The following is a 17,011-nucleotide window of genomic DNA, read 5'->3' as shown; positions in this document are numbered from 1 at the left end:
TGATCACGCCGCAATCGCGGATCTATTCTAAGTCTCTGTTTTCAAAGTATTTTCTGCGACGGAACGGTATCTGCTCCGTCAGAAAATGCTCTAGCCCATTGTCTCCAGCACAGCACGACCTTGCGCGCGGCTGCGATGCACCACTGCGTCCAGCCGTGCCTCCGATCCCTGACGAGGTTCTCCATGGGTCTTACGCGATATCTTCCAATCGCGCTCTACGTGCCATCGACAGCCTTCGCGGCCGTGTTCATCAAGGTCAGCTTCGGTGACGTAACGCCGTTCCTCGTGACATTTACCACGTTCGCGATCTGCTGGCTGATCTTCATAGTTTGGAATGCACCTCGGCTCAGTCAACTCGCGCAGTTGGCCAAGCGGCGCAAGAGCGCAATGTTCAAGCTCAACCTGTACACGCTGCTGAGCTGGCTCGGTGCGTTCGCGTGCATCAAGATCCTTACTGGATCCGTCGAATTGCTGGTCTTTATGTCGGCGATTCCGCTTGCTTCGACGCTCGCAAGTCGCGAATGGGGGCGTCTCACGACGATGGTTCGTGCGCTGATCATCACGATCTTCGCATGCTCTTTGGTTGCTGTTGTCGTCCATCCCGCCATAGCGAATTACAGCCTAGAACGGCAGCTATTTGGTTATCTCGTCGGCATTGGAGCTGGCAGCTTCGGAGCACTCTACATCGTACTTTCGGGGCAAGAGCAGAAGGCTGAAAAATTGTCTTCAGTCGACCTAATCTGCATCCGATTGCCCCTGCTTCTCGCCGTCACGTTTGCACTTTGCGCTCCCGAAATCTGGAACGTCCTCTCGTGGGAGTTCCTTGCCAAGGCAGTGCTCTTGTCCGCCGTCGCGGTGATCCTCCCGGCCTATTCCTTACAATTATCGATTAGCAACATCGGCAGCGTGACTACATCCGTGCTGATGCCACTGGTACCGATTGCTGCGCTCGGGTTTGAATGGTGTGCCGGGCTACCCATGTCGGTAGTGACAATCACAGCGATGGTAGGGCAATGCTTCGCGATCATGTGGGTCTCGTTCGCCCGCCGCCAGCGCATGCCTGACCGGCCGGCTACATCGGCGGATCCAGTGCCCCTGCCAGCCGTCCACAGGCCAGCGCAAAACAACGCTTGAACGATTGCATCCAGCGGTCGCTGATGTTTAGACCTATGGAGATGTTTGAGCAGATAAAGATCCATATTGGTCCCGCGCAGTCTTGGATCTGGGCGGGTCTTTTTTAATTGGTTCACAGCCGAATACCAATGTTGGAAAAATTAACACATGGAATCTGCGCAACATAAACATGGGAGATGTCGTGCATGTCGGGTATGATCACTGGTAGCAAGGCAGGGGCGATTGCCTATCGATCACTGAAAGATCTGGTCACGACCTACCAGCTTCGGCCCTACGAGAAACTACAGATTCAGGCTCTCGCCGAGGAGTTAGGAACTAGCACTACTCCTGTACGAGAGGCTCTACTGCGGTTGCTGGGCGAAGGCCTAATCAATTGCAATCCGCATCAAGGATTCTATGTTAAGCCGATTAACGTACACGAGATACGTCACTTCATCGATCTGCATTATCATCTCCTGATTACAGCACTGCACCGGGAGAGCAGCCTTTCTGATCACTTCGACGCAAATAACGCGGCTAAAATCAACGAGTATGTAGATTTCGAAGATCAGATCCGCGCCACCGATCTTCTCGTAGTAGCGCGCAGCGGGAACAAACCGCTTTATGAATTGATCGTAAGCATTAAGGACAGAATTCGCTTCGTCATTCGCGGAGAGATTGCAACGCCCGATGGGTACGCGATGTGTATGCGCGAGGCTCGCGCGATTCGTTCGCATCTGGACGAGGAACAAATCGAATCGGTAGCCGAAATCCTCACTGAGCAGTCCCGGCGCCGTATCGGCAAGGTGGAAGACTTTGCAATTCAGGTCACGAAGAGGTATATGGATATCCAAGACGCTACGATGTCGCAGGAGAATTTTATGCTTACACCCAGCATTCAAGGCGGAAAATTCACAATCTCATCTATATAAAGTAGCTTGCTAAATAAATTCAATATATTTATAACAATCCTGCAATAATAATATGTAAAGTCTTTATATACTGCAAAATATTTTGGTATATATAATGTAAATAGTATCAATAAAAAATCAATTAGACACAGCGCGCGAGTGATTTTTTGGTCGAAAGTGAGGGATCATGGAGCATCGTATCCTAATGAATAGCACTTCTAATTGTAGGGTCAACCGCAAAGAAAGTGCCACCTCAAAAACTCCTCTCGTCGTTGCCATGGCGTATGATGGGCTGTGCCTGTTCGAATTCGGAATTGCGGTCGAGCTATTCGGCCTTGAGCGGCCCGAGATGGGGGAAAACTGGTACCGCTTCGTGATTGCCAGCGTTGAGCCATCGCCGCTTCGGGCAACGAGCGGCGTCGAAGTGTCAGTCCAGGGCGGGGTTGAGTTTATAGACGCCGCAGACATTGTGGTTGTTCCCGGTTGGCGCAGTGCTACTGCGCTAGTGCCCGAAGCCATGTGCGCAGCCTTGTGCCGAGCAAGAGCTCGTGGAAGTCGCATTGTCTCCTTCTGTTCTGGAGTGTTTGTGCTTGCGGCTGCTGGCCTTCTGACTGGTCGTGCAGCTACAACACATTGGAGATACATCTCGGATCTTGCAAGGCGATACCCGGAAATCGATGTACAAAATAACGTTCTTTATGTGGATGATGGCGACATACTGACTGCAGCCGGTAGCGCTGCAGGAATTGATCTTGCCCTTCACATGATCCGGTGCGACTTCGGAGCAGAAGCGGCTGCGGTCGTCGCGCGTCGCCTCGTCGTCCCCGCTCATCGTGAAGGCGACCAAGTTCAGATCATCGCACGGCCAGTCGCACCCGAGAATGGCCGTTCGATTGCGCGCCTCCTCGACGAAATTCGCGCGGACTTGAGACGGAGCTATACTATCGCGGGCTTGGCCAAACGATTCCATATGTGTGAGAGAAATTTTTTACGCCGCTTCAAGCAGGTGACCGGGCTATCACCGGCCCAGTGGATCACTCGGGAACGCATCCAAACTGCTCAGGACATGCTGCGGAACAGCGACTATGCCATTGACGACATCGCCATGTTATGCGGCTTCGGCAATGCGGCCCTGATGCGGCATCACTTCCGCTTGCAACTTGATGCTACGCCCCGTGCTTTCCGAGTGCCGCAGGATCGCGATCCGGTACCTAGCTTAGAGCCCCCTGACGGAACCCGCCATAGCGCCAACTAAGTGATTGAAACTGCAGGAGAGAAGGCGGTTTAGATAGGTGCTCTTAGCTCGACTTTGGCCCTTTATGCGGCGTTGCAGAGGGCGTAGGCCTAGGGTGGTGGGAGAGCAAAGCGAGGTTTTGTTGTGTCGCGCTGCCGCCGGGATGTTGCCAAAGCCTGCTCGCGCCAGATCGCGTGGGGCACGCCGGCCAGGGCATCCGAGAAGGTGGGTCGAGCTTTGGGGTACCAGGCGGCCTGCGCCGCCTTGCGCTCGCGGGCGGGGAGTCGCGCTACCAGCAGGGTGACGATCGAGAACAGGGCGAGCAGGCAGGGCGTGGTGCGGGCGATCGCCTTGTCCGACCACTGGCGTTGGGTCTCGACGCCGAAGTGGGCGCGGCTGATCCTCCTCCGTTTTCGCGGACACGGAGGTTAGCCTGCGTTCCGCTCGGCCTGCTCGGGCGTGATGTAGCCGAGAGCCGAGTGGAGGCGCTGTCGATTGTAGTAGCCCTCGATGTAAGCGAACAGGTCGCGTCGGGCGTCATCGCGGGTCGCCCATCGTCGCTGGTGAACGAGTTCGACCTTGAGGGTGTGGAAGAAGCTCTCCATCGGGGCATTGTCGTAACAGCAGCCGGCGCGGCTCATGGAGGGGATCGCCTGGATTTCGGCGAGTTGCCTTCGGTAAGCCTCCGCTGCGTACTGGCTGCCGCGATCCGAGTGACAGATGAGCCCGGCAGAAGGCCGCTGCCGTTGGGTGGCCATCATCAGAGCGGCCGATGTCAACTCTGTCCGCATGTGGTCGCGCATAGACCAGCCGACGATCTTGCGGGTGGCCAGATCAAGGACGGCGGCCAGGTAGAGCCACCCTTCTGCCGTGGGCAGGTAGGTGATGTCCGCCAGCCAGACCTGGTTGGGCAACGCGACCGAGAACTGCTGCTTGAGCAGGTTGGAAGCGATCGGCAGGTCGTGTCGGCTTTCGGTCGTGCAGGGCCGGAACTGAACCGCCCCGGGTTTCGCGGAGGCTCCAACTTCTGAGAGGATGGAGCCATGACGAGGCGAACAGCCCCGTTTTCCCCTGAGGTGCGCGAGCGCGCGGTGCGGATGGTGCGCGAGCACGAAGGCGAGCACGGTTCGCAATGGTCGGCGATCCAGTCGATTGCCGCCAAGATCGGCTGCTCGGGCGAGACGCTGCGGAACTGGGTGCGCCAGTCCGAGCGTGATCAAGGTGTGCGACCTGGCCAGACGACGGACGAGCGTGAGCGGATCAAGGCGCTGGAGCGAGAGGTTCGCGAGTTGCGCCAGGCCAACGAGATCCTGCGCAAGGCGTCGGCGTATTTTGCCATGGCGGAGCTCGACCGCCGGTCGCGGCCATGATCAGCTTCATCGACGATCATCGCGAGGTCTATGGGGTCGAGCCGATCTGCAGGGTGCTGCCGATCGCCCCGTCGACTTACTACCTGCATGCCGCCCGGCGTACTGACCCCGGCAAGCAACCGGTTCGCACTCGCAGCGACGCCGCGTTGATGATCGAGATCCAGCGCGTGTTCGCGGCTAACTTCTGCGTCTACGGCGTGCGCAAGATCTGGCGGCAACTGGCCCGGGAGGGGCTCGTGACCGCGCGATGCACGGTGGCGCGGCTGATGCGGAAGATGGGCTTGGCGGGGGTGGTGCGTGGCAGGACCGTCCGCACCACGATCCCCGACCCGGCCGCAGCCTGCCCCCTCGACCGGGTCAACCGTCACTTCAAGGCTCCCCGGCCGAATGCCTTGTGGGTCAGCGACTTCACCTACGTAGCGACGTGGTCGGGCTTCGTGTACGTGGCCTTCGTGATTGATGTGTTCGCCCGGCGCATCGTCGGCTGGCGAGCCTCACGCAGCGCTCACGCAAGCTTTGTGCTGGACGCCCTGGAGCAAGCCTTGCACGAGCGTCGTCCCGTCCAGGGCAGCGGGCTGGTGCATCACTCGGACTGTGGCTCGCAATACTTGGCTTTGCGCTACACCGAGCGCCTGGTCGGTGCGGGCATCGAGCCGTCAGTCGGCAGCGTCGGCGATAGCTACGACAATGCCCTCGCGGAGACGATCAACGGCCTGTTCAAGGCGGAAGTGATCCACCGACGCGGGCCGTGGCGCTCCTTCGAGGCGGTCGAGTACGCCACCCTGGAGTGGGTCGACTGGTACAACCACCGCCGCCTGCTCGCGCCGATCGGCAACATCCCTCCTGCAGAGGCCGAAGCGCGCTATCATACCCACGTCGGCGACCAAGCCTTGGCCGCCTGACCCAAGACAAACAGCCTCCGACAAACCTGGAGCGGTTCACTTCCCGCTCCTCGACGAGACCCTGGCACGTCCCGGGCCCGCGCGCGGTCAATCGGGTGACCCGCTTTGCCGACGCCGTCGCACAGGAATAACGCGAGGTGCAGGCCAGCGTCGACCAAGTCCTGCGCGACGCCGAGTTCGATGGGAGCCCCGTTCCCCTCGACACCCCGGGCCTTGAGGGCGGCGCGTACCTTGCCGCGCTTGCCCACAACGGCCAGAGGCTCACGACGCGCCACATCCTCGTGATGGTCAGGGACGACCATGTCCGGGTCGGCTTTCCCTACAACGCGCAGGCCGTGGTCCTCGTCCGCAGCATACCGGGTGCCCGCTTCCTGCGGGATCTGACGGCCTGGTTGGTTCCCCTGGCGAAGGTCCGCGACCTCCACGCCGTGATCCCCCAGATGGAGGAATCCCTCGCCAGAGCATCCGCCGGCGCGGCGGCACCAGAGCAGGGCGCCGACGAGGGAGCGATCGTGGCGGCCGCGCACGAGCGCCGGGCCGGCCGGGTCCTGATGCTGTTCGCCCTCCGGCCGGTCGCCCGGTCGGTGGTCAGGGTCGCCGCGGACGCTCGCGTGATCGAGGGGTACGGCCGGACGTTTCTCCTCGATGCGAAGACCGCGAGCGTCTCGGCCCCCCACCTCTCCAGGGAGGTGGGGCGGCCTTGCTGCTACGCCTACATCCGCGCCGCGACGCCCGACGAAACCGCCGTCCTTGAGAAATACGAGGCCTTCATAGAGACCGAAAGATCCCGCCTGCGGGGCCTCGGGAGGGTCAGATAAGGCCTGTGCTGCGGCCTGTTACTGCCAGCGCAGAAACTGCTCTATGGGATAGTTATGAATGCCTTTGATGGGCGACGTGAACCCGAGTGCGTTCACGGCAATTCTGCCAAGGACAATGACTGAAACCCCATTTGCAGCATTGCGCTAATGTCCTGTGTCGACGTCAAAATTTATTACGTCTTACCGAACCATTTCCACGGAGACGACGCCTTCAGCGTCCAGTTGCTCCCACGCCTGATCTGTCGTGAGAGCGGCCAAGCCGCGCGACTTCGCCAGAGCCAGGCAGGCACGGTCGCCGAAGGAGAGGCCCGCCTGGCGCGTGGCCTTCCGCAGGGCGCCAGCCTCGACCGCCTGCACGCGATCGAACTCGACCACCGTGAGATGCAGGTGCTCGAGCGCGCGGCCGACCGCCGCGGCGGCACCCCCGCGCTCCACGAGCTTGGCGACGACCTCGGAGTAGTTGACGGCGGAAATGACCGCCTCGCCGAGCGCGGCACGGACGCGGTCCTGTCCCTCTTCCTGGTTGAAGAGGCAGAGGAGGGCGGACGCGTCCAGAGCGTATCTCACGGCCATACCCTTACTCCTTGGCCGCTTCGGCGCGTCGGTCCGCGATCAGCTCATCGGACAGACTAACCCCGTCGGGAACAAGACTGCGGACGAGCCTCTGGATCTCAATGATGGCTGCATCGCGCGATCGGACCCGTAGCTCCCCATCCACCATCTCCATCACGACGGTATCACCGATCTGGATACCCATTTCGCGTCTGAAACTCGCCGGGATGATGAGCTTGCCGCCATCGACAATTTTGGTTGAGCGTGATTCCATGGCCGTTCCACCCTGATAGGCACCTCATGCCGCTTTATACCAATCGTGCTCAACATGCCAGAAATCGCGTTCGCTGGAATGATTGCGTCCCATGGAATGGCGTGATTCACGGCGCCGAGATTATGACCGATAATGGCACCTATCGCGGGAAATTTGTGGATCGTTAGGGTTTGAACGGCTAAGCTCCCGGAATGGAGCTTGACGCCGTCGATCCCGCTTTTGAGCCGGCCCGTGATGGGTTGACCCTACCGGTCCCGTTTGCCGACGCGCTGCCGCCCGGCCTCGACCTCCTGATCGAGCGGCTGGAGCAGCACGCCCGCGCCGCGCGCGGCGCCTTCGCCGACAACACGGTCCGTGCGCTCGCCGCCGACAGCCGCATCTTTGCCGCGTGGTGCCGCGAGGCGGGGAGGGCGATGCTGCCGGCGACGCCCGAGACGGTCGCGGCCTTCATCGATGCGCAGGGCGAGACGAAGGCGCGCGCCACGGTCGAGCGCTACCGTTCCTCGATCGCCGCGCTGCACCGCGCCACCGGTCTGCCGAATCCCTGCGCGGAGGAGATCGTGCGGCTGGCGGTGAAGCGGATGAACCGGGCCAAGGGCCGGCGCCAGAAGCAGGCCGAGCCGCTCAACCGCAGCAGCATCGAGCGCATGCTGGAAGTGAAGACGCCCGGGCGGCTGCACCGGCGCGTCACGGAGGCGAAACGCGAGGTGCCGCTGATCGCCTTGCGCAACGCGGCGCTGGTCGCGGTCGCCTACGACACCCTGCTGCGCCGCTCAGAACTCGTCTCTTTATATATAGGCGATCTGCACAGGGGCGCCGACGGTTCCGGCACTGTGCTGGTGCGGCGCTCGAAGGCCGACCAGGAAGGGGAGGGGGCGATCAAGTACCTCGCCCCCGACACCATGGTGCACATCGCGGCGTGGCTTGCGGCGGCGCAGCTGCAGAGCGGGCCGCTGTTCCGGCCGCTGAGCAAGGGCGGGCAGGTCGGTGCGGCTGCCCTTGGGGGAGGGGAGGTGGCGCGGGTGTTCCGCGATCTCGCCACGGCCGCCGGGCTGAAGCTGGCGCGTCTGCCCTCCGGGCACTCGGCCCGGGTCGGAGCGACGCAGGACATGTTCGCGGCCGGCTTCGAGTTGCTTGAGGTGATGCAAGCAGGATCGTGGAAGACACCGGCCATGCCAGCTCGTTATGGCGAGCGGTTGCGGGCCCAGCGTGGTGCCGCGCGCAAGCTTGCCACACTTCAGAAAAGAGCATAGTTGTGAGCGCGTGCGGATCGTTATAGCGTAGGTTCATATCATAGAGTATAAAATATAGATTTTATCAGCAGCCCTGCGAAAGCAGTGATAATTCAATTATTGTGATTTAAAAAATGACAAATCGCTTTAGTATCGAAGCGACTTGTTCGCTATCTTATGTCAACCGATTTTGAGTTATGCTATGATTATCATAAGCAAAAACCCATGCGATCATACCCGTGGCTTGTTCGCCTAGTTCGCTGCCCGGCTAGAAAATTTACGACATCGGAGGGTCTGGCGAGCTTCACGAAGATAGTCGCGGTATGTCACAGTTGCCGCGCTCACAAGACGTTGTTCGGTGTGCCTTGTCCAAGGTGCACCATCCTCCCCGGTGGAAACCCGGGCCGGCAAACTCTCGCTCCAGCCGGAAGCACTTGGGGCGGGTCAGGAGGCGACGAATGACCTGAAGCACCCCGAGACACAGCCCCTCCAGGGGGTCAGCGGTCCGCACGGGCCGGAACGTGAGTGAACACCGAGCAGGCCTCGAAAGCTGCAGATGTGGAAGCCGACCCGCCCGAATAACGGGGAAGGCCGCTGTCGCGGGGGAAGCGAGCGATGATCCTCCTCCGTTTTCGCGGACACGGGGGTTATCCTGCGTTCCGCTCGGCCTGCTCGGGCGTGATGTAGCCGAGAGCCGAGTGGAGGCGCTGTCGATTGTAGTAGCCCTCGATGTAGGCGAACAGGTCGCGGCGAGCGTCATCGCGGGTCGCCCATTGTCGCTGGTGGACAAGTTCGACCTTGAGGGTGTGGAAGAAGCTCTCCATCGGAGCGTTGTCGTAGCAGCAGCCGGCGCGGCTCATAGAGGGTATCGCCTGGATGTCGGCGAGTTGCCTGCGGTAAGCCTCCGCCGCGTACTGGCTGCCACGATCCGAGTGACAGATGAGCCTGGCAGAGGGTCGCTGCCGTTGGGTGGCCATCATCAGAACGGCCGATGTCAACTCAGTCCGCATGTGGTCGCGCATCGACCAGCCGACGATCTTGCGAGTGGCGAGATCAAGGACGGCGGCCAGGTAGAGCCACCCTTCTGCCGTGGGCAGGTAGGTGATGTCCGCCAGCCAGACCTGGTTGGGCAACGCGACCGAGAACTGCTGCTTGAGCAGGTTGGAGGCGATCGGCAGGTCGTGTCGACTGTCAGTCGTGCAGGGCCGGAACCGACGTCCCGCCAAGGCCCGGATGCCATGGCGACGCATCAGGCGCTCCACCCGCCCGCGGCTGGCTGTGCGGCCCTCCGCGCGCAAGGCCGCATGTACCCGAGGCGAGCCATATCGCCTCTGATGTCCGATGTGGATCCGCTGCACATCGTCAAGGAGTTGGCGGTTCGATGCTGCTCGAGCGCTCTCAGGACGCGATCGCCATCCGTAGCACCCGCTGGGGGACACTCCGAGCACGCGGCACATGAGACGCACCGGCCAGGTGGTCGCATGCTGCTCGATGAAGGCGAACGTCACTTGGGCATCTCCGCGAAGATGCCGATCGCTTTTTTTAGCACGTCGCGCTCCATGCGCGTCCGGTCGAGCTCACGGCGCAGGCGGGCGATCTCAGCTGCCTGATCGGACGGCGAGGCAACAGGGCTCGTAGGAGCGGAGCCCGGCAAGCCTGCGGGTCGCTGTTGCGGGGAGCCGTCCATCAGCACGGTTCGCCACTGGCGCAGCATGGAGGGCTGGATCCCGAGTTCCGCGGCGATCTGCATCTGCGACCGGCCGCTGCTCTCGAGCAGGGCCACTGCCTCGCGTTTGAACTCGGGGGTGAACTCGCGTCGTGTCTTGGCCATCAAACACCTTCCCCGCCCGAAACGAGCGTATCAGAGGTGTCCGCGAAACCGAGGGAGGATCAGCGGGCGAGCCATACCAGCCCAAAACCCAACCGCCCCGATCGTGCCGTTCTGTTAGGCGCTATAAGTTCCATAATTAATCTTATGCGAATCGTAGGTGTGGGCGCAAAGTTAAAATGTCCCACCTGAGCCAAGGTGGAATGGCACACTCCCCTGTTTTGCGGCGCGCGGGAGGTCGCCAAGGGGCTGGTCCTGATGAGCGAGCGGGAGTTGCACCGGGTCGGGGTGCTGCAGGCGGTGCAAGCGGGTCGCCAGACCGTGCCGGCGGCGGACGCAACGGCGGCGACGGCGGCGGATCCATCGCGGATTTCCCAAAGGCCGTCGAGGCGCTCCGCGGACAGACCCGATTCATGGTCCAGCGCGGCAGGATCGCTCGCCCTTCGAAGCTGCCCGTGCTCGCCGGCATCCTCGACCAGTTCGTCGTCGGAATCCCTTACGACGAGGAGCATCGGAGTTGGCATCCGAAGGCGGCGCTCGTTCGCTACGCAAGCGATCGGGGCACGATGTGGCGTCTCTGGCTCGGCAGCCGCAACTTGACGCGTTCGACCGACCTTGATGCAGGGCTGCTCCTGGAGAGCACGACGGGGCGGCGCAAGGGCGGGCGTCGCGACGCGGGCATCGGCACGGTCGGGCGATGGCTCGCGGGACGATCCGGCCTCCCCGACCTGGACGTCGATGCGATCGTCGTAGAGCTCGGGGCCGCGCGCTGGCTCTCGCCGGAAGGCGTGGAGGTGGCCCGGATCGACGTCGCCGACGAAGGCACCGGGATGCGGCAAGCCCCTGCGCAAGGGCCCCTCGACGCGATCACCGTGGTGTCGCCCTTCCTCGACGCGCCGGTTCCGCCGCTCGAGGTCGCTGACGACACCCCCGACGCTGCATCGCCCGCTCCCCTCGACGACGCAGATCCTCAGGCACCGTCGCTGCACGCCAAGCTCTTCAACGGCAAGGCCACACTCCTGGTCGGCAGTGCCAACGCGACCTCGCGGGCCTGGGAGGGAGGCAACGCCGAACTGCTCGCGGAGCTGAGGGGCAGAGCGGCGGTCACCGAGGGCCTGGGCCATCTCACCGGATCGGCGTCGCCTGTCGCGTTCGCGGACCTGACAGAGGCCCCGCGCGCCGAGCCGGGGCTCCGCGAGGCGCTCGAACTCCTCCGTCGGCGGCTCGTCGGCGCGTGGCCGCCGAGGCTCATCCGCAACGGCCCAGCTTTCGGCGTCGAGACCGACGCTCCGATACCGAGTCTGCCAGACAGCACGCGCCTGCTGGCCGGTCTCGCCTCGACAGACTTGTCGCTTTGGCCGGAGGATGCGACGCGCCCTCCGCTGGGTGACGTCCCGGCGAGCCGGCATACCGACCTCCTGCGGTGCGAGTTGCGCACCGACGGCGCCGCGTCGGCTGGATGCAGCGGACGCCCGTCTTGCCACCGCTGGACCCGGGCCGTGACGCCGTGGCGCTGTCCAGCCCGATGGGCTTCGGCGTGTTCCAGGCATGGATGCGCCAGCTCCTGTCCGGTGCCCTCGTGCGGGACGGCGGCAGGCGGTGCGACCGGTATGCCGTCGAACCCGTCATCGCCACGGCGACCTCCAATTGCTGACCCTTGCGAACATCGTCGGAGCATGGGGGACGGACAAGGCCCGCTTCCGCTGTGCCGGTGCTCAGTTTGATCGCTACTGCGACGCACGGTCCGCACAGGACGGTCTGCTCAGCCACGAGGAACTCAGCACGAGGAACTCAGAGCGCTGGGCGAATTGCGGGCGATTGGCCGGGGAGCGCCTGCCGGCATGAGCGCGACCGCCAAGGAGTTCCAGGCCACCACGGTACGCGCCGCCGTCGCGGCCTTGCGGCGAGAAGACGGGAGGCGCCGGTTCCTGATCGCCGACGAGGTGGGACTGGGCAAGACGCTGGTCGCCCGTGACGTCGTGGCCGCCCTGTCAGCGCGTCGCCGCCGACCGCTGGTCGTCTTCTACGTGACGAGCGGCAGCAGGGTCGGCGACCAGAACAAACGCGACCTGCTCGCCTTTCTTCTCTCCGACGAGCTCCGGGCCGCCCTCTCCGGGGCCGATCGTCTGGGGCTGATCCCGTTCACGAAGCGCCCCGAGGGCAAAGTCCATCTCTATGCCTTCGCACCGGAAGACGTCCTTCCCCGCTGCGCCCTCCGGCCGCCACGCCGCGCACCAGATGTGGGAACTTGCCCCGCACCCACGCCTCCTCCGCCTCGTCCAGCAGGCGCCGCTTCCACACCCGACGCCCGAGCGCGTCGTAGCCGTAGCGTCGCGCTCGAACCGGCGCACCCGGCCAAGCGCGTCGGTCTCGGTGAGCGCCGGCCCGTTGGCGTCGAAGGTGTGGCGGCGCGCCCCGTCCGGCCGGTCGGCATGGACGAGGGTCGTCGTATGCCCGTCCGGCCCGTAGGGCGCGCCTCCGTCAGGTTGCCTTGCGCGTCGTAGGCGTAGCGCAGGAGCGGGCGCGTCTCGCCGGAGGGGGCCTGCAGGGTCACGGCTTCGCGCAGGCCGCGTGCGTCGCTCTCGAACAGCAGCGCGAAGCCGTCCGAGCGGTCGAGCCGCAGGAGCAGGCCCGCGGCGTCGCGCCGGACCGTGGCGTGGTGGCCGTTCGGGTCCCGGATCTCGGCCAGGCGCCAGATGCCGTCCCGCCCCTTGTCGACTTGCCCCGCGCTTGGTCCCAGAAGCGCCGGTACCAGGGTTTGCTCATCTCGTCGCGGCCGTCGGGCGGCTCGTGCGTCGGCGTCGATTTCACGCGCACGTACTCGCCCGGGCAATGGCCGCGGTTGAGCGCGCAGGCATCGCCATGCCGCTGCACCGGGATGCCGTTGGCCTGCACGATCCGCGACGACGTCACCGGCTCGACCCGGCCGCCCACCGTGTTCGACTTCACGCCCTTGCCGGTGCCCGGCTCGTCACCGTAGGTGCGGGTGAAGGCCGAGTCCTGCCGCTTGATCGCCAGACCGTTCGAGCGCACATCGGGCGAGTAGTTGTGCTGGTCGTCCGCCTTGCCCCAGACCTGGTCGGGCACCGGCGCCGTCGGCGAGCGGCACATGTCCGGCGACGTGCACACCGTGATCGCCTCGTCGGTGGCCGGGATCAGTTCCGGCGGCGCGGGCTTCGCCGCCGTCGGCGGGGGCGCCCAGTTCTCGTCCTTCCTGTGGTTCTTGGCGAAATAGGCCCTCCGGTAGTCCGGCGAGGCGAGGTCGTCGCCGGGCAGCGTGTCGTCGGCATAGCCCATCGCCCGGTCCGGCGGCTGGAACAGGGCATCGCGCGGCAGGCCGAGCGAGTCCCTATGGCGAGCCGAGGCGGCGGACTGGCACGATGCGGCCGTAAGGGTATCCGGGCTCGGGATCGGTGAGCCGGGTCACCGTGAGGGGTTCGAGGGAGGCCAGGAACAGCATGTGCTCGGGGGCGCTCACCCGACGCAGGTTCTCGGCCCGGCGCGCGCCGCCCAATTGCAGGGCGGGGAAGAAGCCGTACACCTCGTTGTGGCCCAGCGGCCCCAGTCGGGCGCGCGCCTGGGGCATCAGAGGCTCGCCGTCCTCGTCTTTAGTCGGATTGTAGACACGAAATCCCGAGAGATATGTACCGATAGAGAAATCAGGTGAGAATTTTTTCCCGGTATCTTCATTATATCTGGAAGATTCGGGCGGATTATAAAGATCGCTTCTCAGTAAATCAACCGTTATATCGTATAAATCTTCATGCCAAATCCAAAGTTGAGCGAAGGCGTCGTATCCGACAGCGGTCATGCGACCTGGATCGAACTCTGGATCACCCTTGAACAGGGTGTCGATGAGGCCCTGATACGGAGCGGGATCGCAGATCCAATAGGTGCCGTCGCGGTAGGCACCACGCCCGTGCTCCTGCCAGAAGCGCAGCAATGCGTCGGGGACGCGACCGGCATAGCGCGCCGCCTCGTCCGGAGTGATCTTGCGGGCTTGCTCGGGCTCGCCCAGCTTACGAATCAGGTAGGCAAACATGTCTTGTTCCGGCATTTCAAAGTCCCTCTTTTGTCTTCGGCGAGTCTACTGCCCATCGTCCATTCATGCGGCAGATTATGTTTCTATATTTTCACATATACTAAGGGTAATCCGCATCGGGCATCCCTTTTCAGCCATATCTTGAGCATAATCCCGTACCTGCTTCTTGCGGCTCTCGGCTTTGGGCTTGTTCCAAGCAGCACCAATCGCCGAGTTGATGTTGGTATTACCCATTCCAGCGATGTCGGTGGCACTGCCACCTGCCACCATGTCGAGTCTATGTAACGCTGCCAAACTATTTAGGTGCTCCTCCCATGCATCAGATCCGTATTTATCAGTAAAAGATTTTTGATTGCGAGCAATGTATCTCAATCTTTCTGCCTCTTGATAAGGCTCAGAAATCTTACGCATCGCGGGATTGTAGTTATCGATATCCGTCACATTCTGCTGGGGTGATTTCGCATTGAGCTTGTCCTGCTGCATCCGAAGCTGTCGCTCGTACTCCTTGGTATCGTACCCATTGCGGTTGAAGCAGATCCGCCGGCCATAGCAGCGTCCCGTCGTGCGTGTGCCGTCGCCGGGGCCCGAAGCGGGCTTCGGCGTCGGAACCGGTTTTGGAGCCGCCGAGGGCTCGAGCGGTCGTAACATCTCCGGCAGCGGTCGCTCCGCCGGGTCGCGCCGAGAACCGTCGGGCGGCAGCGGGCTCGGAAAGCTCGGCGGCAGGGGACGGATCGCGGGCGGCGTCTTCGGGAGGACGCCCGGCGCCCAGGGCGCCGGACTGAATGCATAGCGCGTGCCCGCCGGTGCCGAACCGCGCGTCGGCGGGCCATTCGTCGTCAACATCGCATAGCGCGTGTTGGATGGAGGCGGCCCCGCGTACCGGCCCATGTCGTCGGTGTAGATCAGCCGGCCGACGGTGTTGCGGTGGTTCATCCACCACTCGTCGTCGTGGCGCACCACGTTGCGCCCTTCCGCCCGCACGCTCGACGACCACGTCTTCGGCTCGCATTCCGCCCCCCGCGTTCCCGATGTCACGCCCCCGCCCACGCCTGCCTCGTCGCCGAAGCTCTGCGTGATCAGCGAGCCTGTCACATGCGTCACCAGACCGGTCTGGCGCACGGAATTGGCCATGTTGGCCGCCGAGTGGTCCTGGTAGGCCACTAGGCTGTAGGGGACCGGCACCATCGCCGCCCCTTGCGGCGTCAGACACACGTCCGGGGTAAGCGAGACCACGATCCCCCGGCTGGTCTCGCGCGCTCCTTCCCGCGGCAGGCTCATGGCGCGGCCATTGCCTCGCTCAAGCCCGCCTCGTCGCTGGCCGGCAGGCCGCGCGCTTCGTCCAGGGGCAGGAGGGAGAGCGTCGCGGACAGGTAGGACGGGCAGCGGACAATCCAGCCGCGCCACGTCAGGTCGATCCGAGGCTCGTCCCCACGCAGGTCGAGGTGCAGCCCGTCGAAGTTGAGCCGGCTGCGCACCGCCCGCCCATCGTCCCAGGCATGGTCGGCCACCGGCACCACGGCGGGCAGGGTGAAGGTCAGCACCGCCCCGCCGGGCCGGCAGCCCTCGATCCGCACCGCTTCGTCGCCCCGCAGGTAGCCCGGCAGGATCAGGCTCGGATGCGCAGTCTGGTAGAAGCGGTAGTCGAAATCGGCCGGGAGGCGCGGGTGGCGCTCGGCCTTCCACGCCGCGTCGTAGGTGCCGGCATGCCGCTGGCGCTGCACCCACCAGGGTGAAATCGGCCCAAAGCCCTGCGGCTCGGGCGCGTCGTAGGGGCCGGCGACGGGAGCGGCCGCGCTGTCGATCTGCGGGGCCGGGAAGGCGCGGCCGGGCCGAGTGTGATCGAGATGGGCGATGCCGGGACCGATCGGATTACGCCGATCGGCCTCCCCATCGGGATCGCCGAGGTGGCGCCCGCCGGCCGCCAAGCGATAATCGAGCGCGACGGTCTGCGCCGGCTCCGCCTCGCCGAGCTTCCAGGTCGGCCGGAGGAGCGTCAGGCCGGGCCGCCACTCCCGGAGGCCGTGCACCCGCAGGCTCGCCGCGTGGTCGCCGACGCGGAGCGCGACGGTCCAGGCCGTGGCCGGACGACCCGCGGGCGCGTGAGCGGACCCGACCAGGGTGACGTCGGCCCGCGGCTTGAACGGGATCAGGTCGCCGACCCGGACCAGCGGGGTGCGAAGGGGATCGCCCTCGTGCTCGTCGGCGAGGACGACCTCTTGCGTTTCGCGGAGGGCGAGGGCGCCGTCTGGATCGATGCCGTACGACGCCCGCACCGCCAGGCAAGCCATCAGGTCGCCGTCGCGATGCAGTTGCGCGAAGCCGATCGCCGCGAAGGGCGTGTCGTTGCGCGCCAGCATCACGCCGCCCCGCCGGGCAGGTTCAGGTCGATGACCTTGCCGTTGATCCGCACCGGGCCTGAAGCGGTGAAGTTGAAATTTGCGCCCAGGATCGTGACGTTACCGTCCTTGTCCATGATCAGCTCGGACTGGCCAACGACGATCTTCAGCTCAGTGCCGACCTGCACGAGCATCCTGTCGCCGACCTGGACGGTGTATTCCTTGCCGACGCTGAGGTTCTTGGCGAAGCCGACGGTCTCGGCCGCGGTCTGCCCGACATTGACGACCTTGCTGACGCCGACCTGCTCGGTGGAGGCGATCCCGGTGGTGGTGTTCTGGAAGCGGGTGACCATCGTGTTCATCACGCCGCCGAGGCCTCCCATCATCCCGCCGACCTGG

At 63.9% G+C, this 17,011-nt stretch carries 16 protein-coding genes, 1 pseudogene and 1 other annotated feature; of the genes and pseudogenes, 8 read left to right on the top strand and 9 right to left on the bottom strand.

Annotation, left to right across the window (positions count from 1 at the left end; genetic code table 11):
* The first annotated feature begins 183 nt into the window (after positions 1 to 183).
* The 3 genes from VQ03_RS00350 (at position 184) to ftrA (ending at position 3,279) form a co-directional block, all read left to right on the top strand.
* Entirely contained in the window at positions 184 to 1,134 is a 951-nt protein-coding gene (locus VQ03_RS00350) for a hypothetical protein (RefSeq protein ID WP_053078339.1), read from the top strand.
* A gap of 185 nt (positions 1,135 to 1,319) precedes the next feature.
* Positions 1,320 to 2,045, top strand: a complete 726-nt coding sequence (locus VQ03_RS34925; protein ID WP_167376035.1) for a GntR family transcriptional regulator — start codon at positions 1,320 to 1,322, stop codon at positions 2,043 to 2,045.
* 184 nt (positions 2,046 to 2,229) lie between these two features.
* Positions 2,230 to 3,279, top strand: a complete 1,050-nt coding sequence (gene ftrA, locus VQ03_RS31330; protein ID WP_083467680.1) for a transcriptional regulator FtrA — start codon at positions 2,230 to 2,232, stop codon at positions 3,277 to 3,279.
* 407 nt (positions 3,280 to 3,686) lie between these two features.
* Here the strand turns inward: ftrA and VQ03_RS00340 are convergent, their stop codons facing one another.
* A complete protein-coding gene (locus VQ03_RS00340) occupies positions 3,687 to 4,295 on the bottom strand; it encodes an IS3 family transposase (RefSeq protein ID WP_280948419.1) in 609 nt (202 codons plus the stop codon).
* A gap of 6 nt (positions 4,296 to 4,301) precedes the next feature.
* Between VQ03_RS00340 and VQ03_RS00330 the strand changes: the two genes are divergently transcribed.
* Together VQ03_RS00330 and VQ03_RS00325 are read left to right on the top strand one after the other, a co-directional pair.
* Positions 4,302 to 5,530 (top strand): IS3 family transposase gene (locus VQ03_RS00330; protein ID WP_157063883.1). Its coding sequence is split into 2 segments (ribosomal slippage): positions 4,302 to 4,590 and positions 4,590 to 5,530, totalling 1,230 coding nucleotides; the frame shifts between segments, so codons are not numbered across the junction.
* Positions 4,583 to 4,699 (top strand) — a sequence feature (AL1L pseudoknot). Its footprint overlaps the gene before it by 117 nt.
* Positions 5,531 to 5,667: 137 nt before the next feature.
* Positions 5,668 to 6,348 carry a hypothetical protein gene (locus tag VQ03_RS00325; protein WP_048448855.1) on the top strand — a complete coding sequence of 227 codons (681 nt, stop codon included), beginning with the start codon at positions 5,668 to 5,670 and terminating at the stop codon, positions 6,346 to 6,348.
* Between the two features lie 180 nt (positions 6,349 to 6,528).
* Here the strand turns inward: VQ03_RS00325 and VQ03_RS00320 are convergent, their stop codons facing one another.
* A complete protein-coding gene (locus tag VQ03_RS00320; protein ID WP_048448854.1) occupies positions 6,529 to 6,921 on the bottom strand; it encodes a type II toxin-antitoxin system VapC family toxin in 393 nt (130 codons plus the stop codon).
* A 4-nt stretch (positions 6,922 to 6,925) separates the two neighbouring features.
* The gene (locus VQ03_RS00315) at positions 6,926 to 7,174 is read right to left on the bottom strand and encodes an AbrB/MazE/SpoVT family DNA-binding domain-containing protein (RefSeq protein WP_048448853.1); all 249 of its coding nucleotides are present in this window, start codon (positions 7,172 to 7,174) and stop codon (positions 6,926 to 6,928) included.
* 191 nt (positions 7,175 to 7,365) lie between these two features.
* On the opposite strand from VQ03_RS00315, the gene VQ03_RS00310 reads away from it, so the two are divergent.
* Positions 7,366 to 8,427 (top strand): tyrosine-type recombinase/integrase, encoded by a 1,062-nt coding sequence (locus VQ03_RS00310; protein ID WP_048448852.1) that lies wholly within the window; start codon positions 7,366 to 7,368, stop codon positions 8,425 to 8,427.
* Between the two features lie 626 nt (positions 8,428 to 9,053).
* Here VQ03_RS00310 and VQ03_RS00305 read toward each other — a convergent pair.
* Positions 9,054 to 10,237, bottom strand: a protein-coding gene (locus VQ03_RS00305; protein WP_157063882.1) for an IS3 family transposase whose coding sequence is annotated in 2 segments (ribosomal slippage) — positions 9,054 to 9,940 and positions 9,940 to 10,237 — 1,185 coding nt in all. Because the reading frame shifts where the segments join, the coding sequence is not laid out codon by codon here.
* Between the two features lie 410 nt (positions 10,238 to 10,647).
* On the opposite strand from VQ03_RS00305, the gene VQ03_RS32515 reads away from it, so the two are divergent.
* Together VQ03_RS32515 and VQ03_RS32510 are read left to right on the top strand one after the other, a co-directional pair.
* A complete protein-coding gene (locus VQ03_RS32515; RefSeq protein ID WP_157063881.1) occupies positions 10,648 to 11,958 on the top strand; it encodes a phospholipase D-like domain-containing protein in 1,311 nt (436 codons plus the stop codon).
* 117 nt (positions 11,959 to 12,075) lie between these two features.
* Positions 12,076 to 12,738, top strand: a complete 663-nt coding sequence (locus VQ03_RS32510) for a hypothetical protein (RefSeq protein WP_157063880.1) — start codon at positions 12,076 to 12,078, stop codon at positions 12,736 to 12,738.
* A gap of 46 nt (positions 12,739 to 12,784) precedes the next feature.
* Here the strand turns inward: VQ03_RS32510 and VQ03_RS00285 are convergent, their stop codons facing one another.
* From VQ03_RS00285 to VQ03_RS33580, 5 genes and pseudogenes are all read right to left on the bottom strand, one after another.
* Entirely contained in the window at positions 12,785 to 13,531 is a 747-nt protein-coding gene (locus VQ03_RS00285) for a DUF4150 domain-containing protein (RefSeq protein WP_048448847.1), read from the bottom strand.
* 52 nt (positions 13,532 to 13,583) lie between these two features.
* A complete protein-coding gene (locus tag VQ03_RS31320) occupies positions 13,584 to 14,276 on the bottom strand; it encodes a GAD-like domain-containing protein (protein WP_167376034.1) in 693 nt (230 codons plus the stop codon).
* Positions 14,277 to 14,351: 75 nt separating this feature from the next.
* Positions 14,352 to 15,554, bottom strand: coding sequence for a PAAR-like domain-containing protein (locus VQ03_RS31315; RefSeq protein WP_083467669.1), 1,203 nt, complete (start codon positions 15,552 to 15,554; stop codon positions 14,352 to 14,354).
* On the bottom strand, positions 15,551 to 16,633 hold the full coding sequence (locus VQ03_RS00275) for a DUF2169 family type VI secretion system accessory protein (RefSeq protein ID WP_053078337.1): 1,083 nt from the start codon (positions 16,631 to 16,633) through the stop codon (positions 15,551 to 15,553). The genes VQ03_RS31315 and VQ03_RS00275 overlap by 4 nt, the downstream gene beginning before the upstream one ends.
* Positions 16,633 to 17,011, bottom strand: a pseudogene (locus VQ03_RS33580) (hypothetical protein); the annotation flags it as partial. The gene VQ03_RS00275 and the pseudogene VQ03_RS33580, both read right to left, overlap by 1 nt.

This window comes from Methylobacterium tarhaniae (assembly GCF_001043955.1).
Classification (GTDB): Bacteria; Pseudomonadota; Alphaproteobacteria; order Rhizobiales; family Beijerinckiaceae; genus Methylobacterium; species Methylobacterium tarhaniae.
The sequence above is the reverse complement of the archived record's forward strand: the minus strand, read 5'-3'. Positions and strand labels throughout refer to the sequence as shown.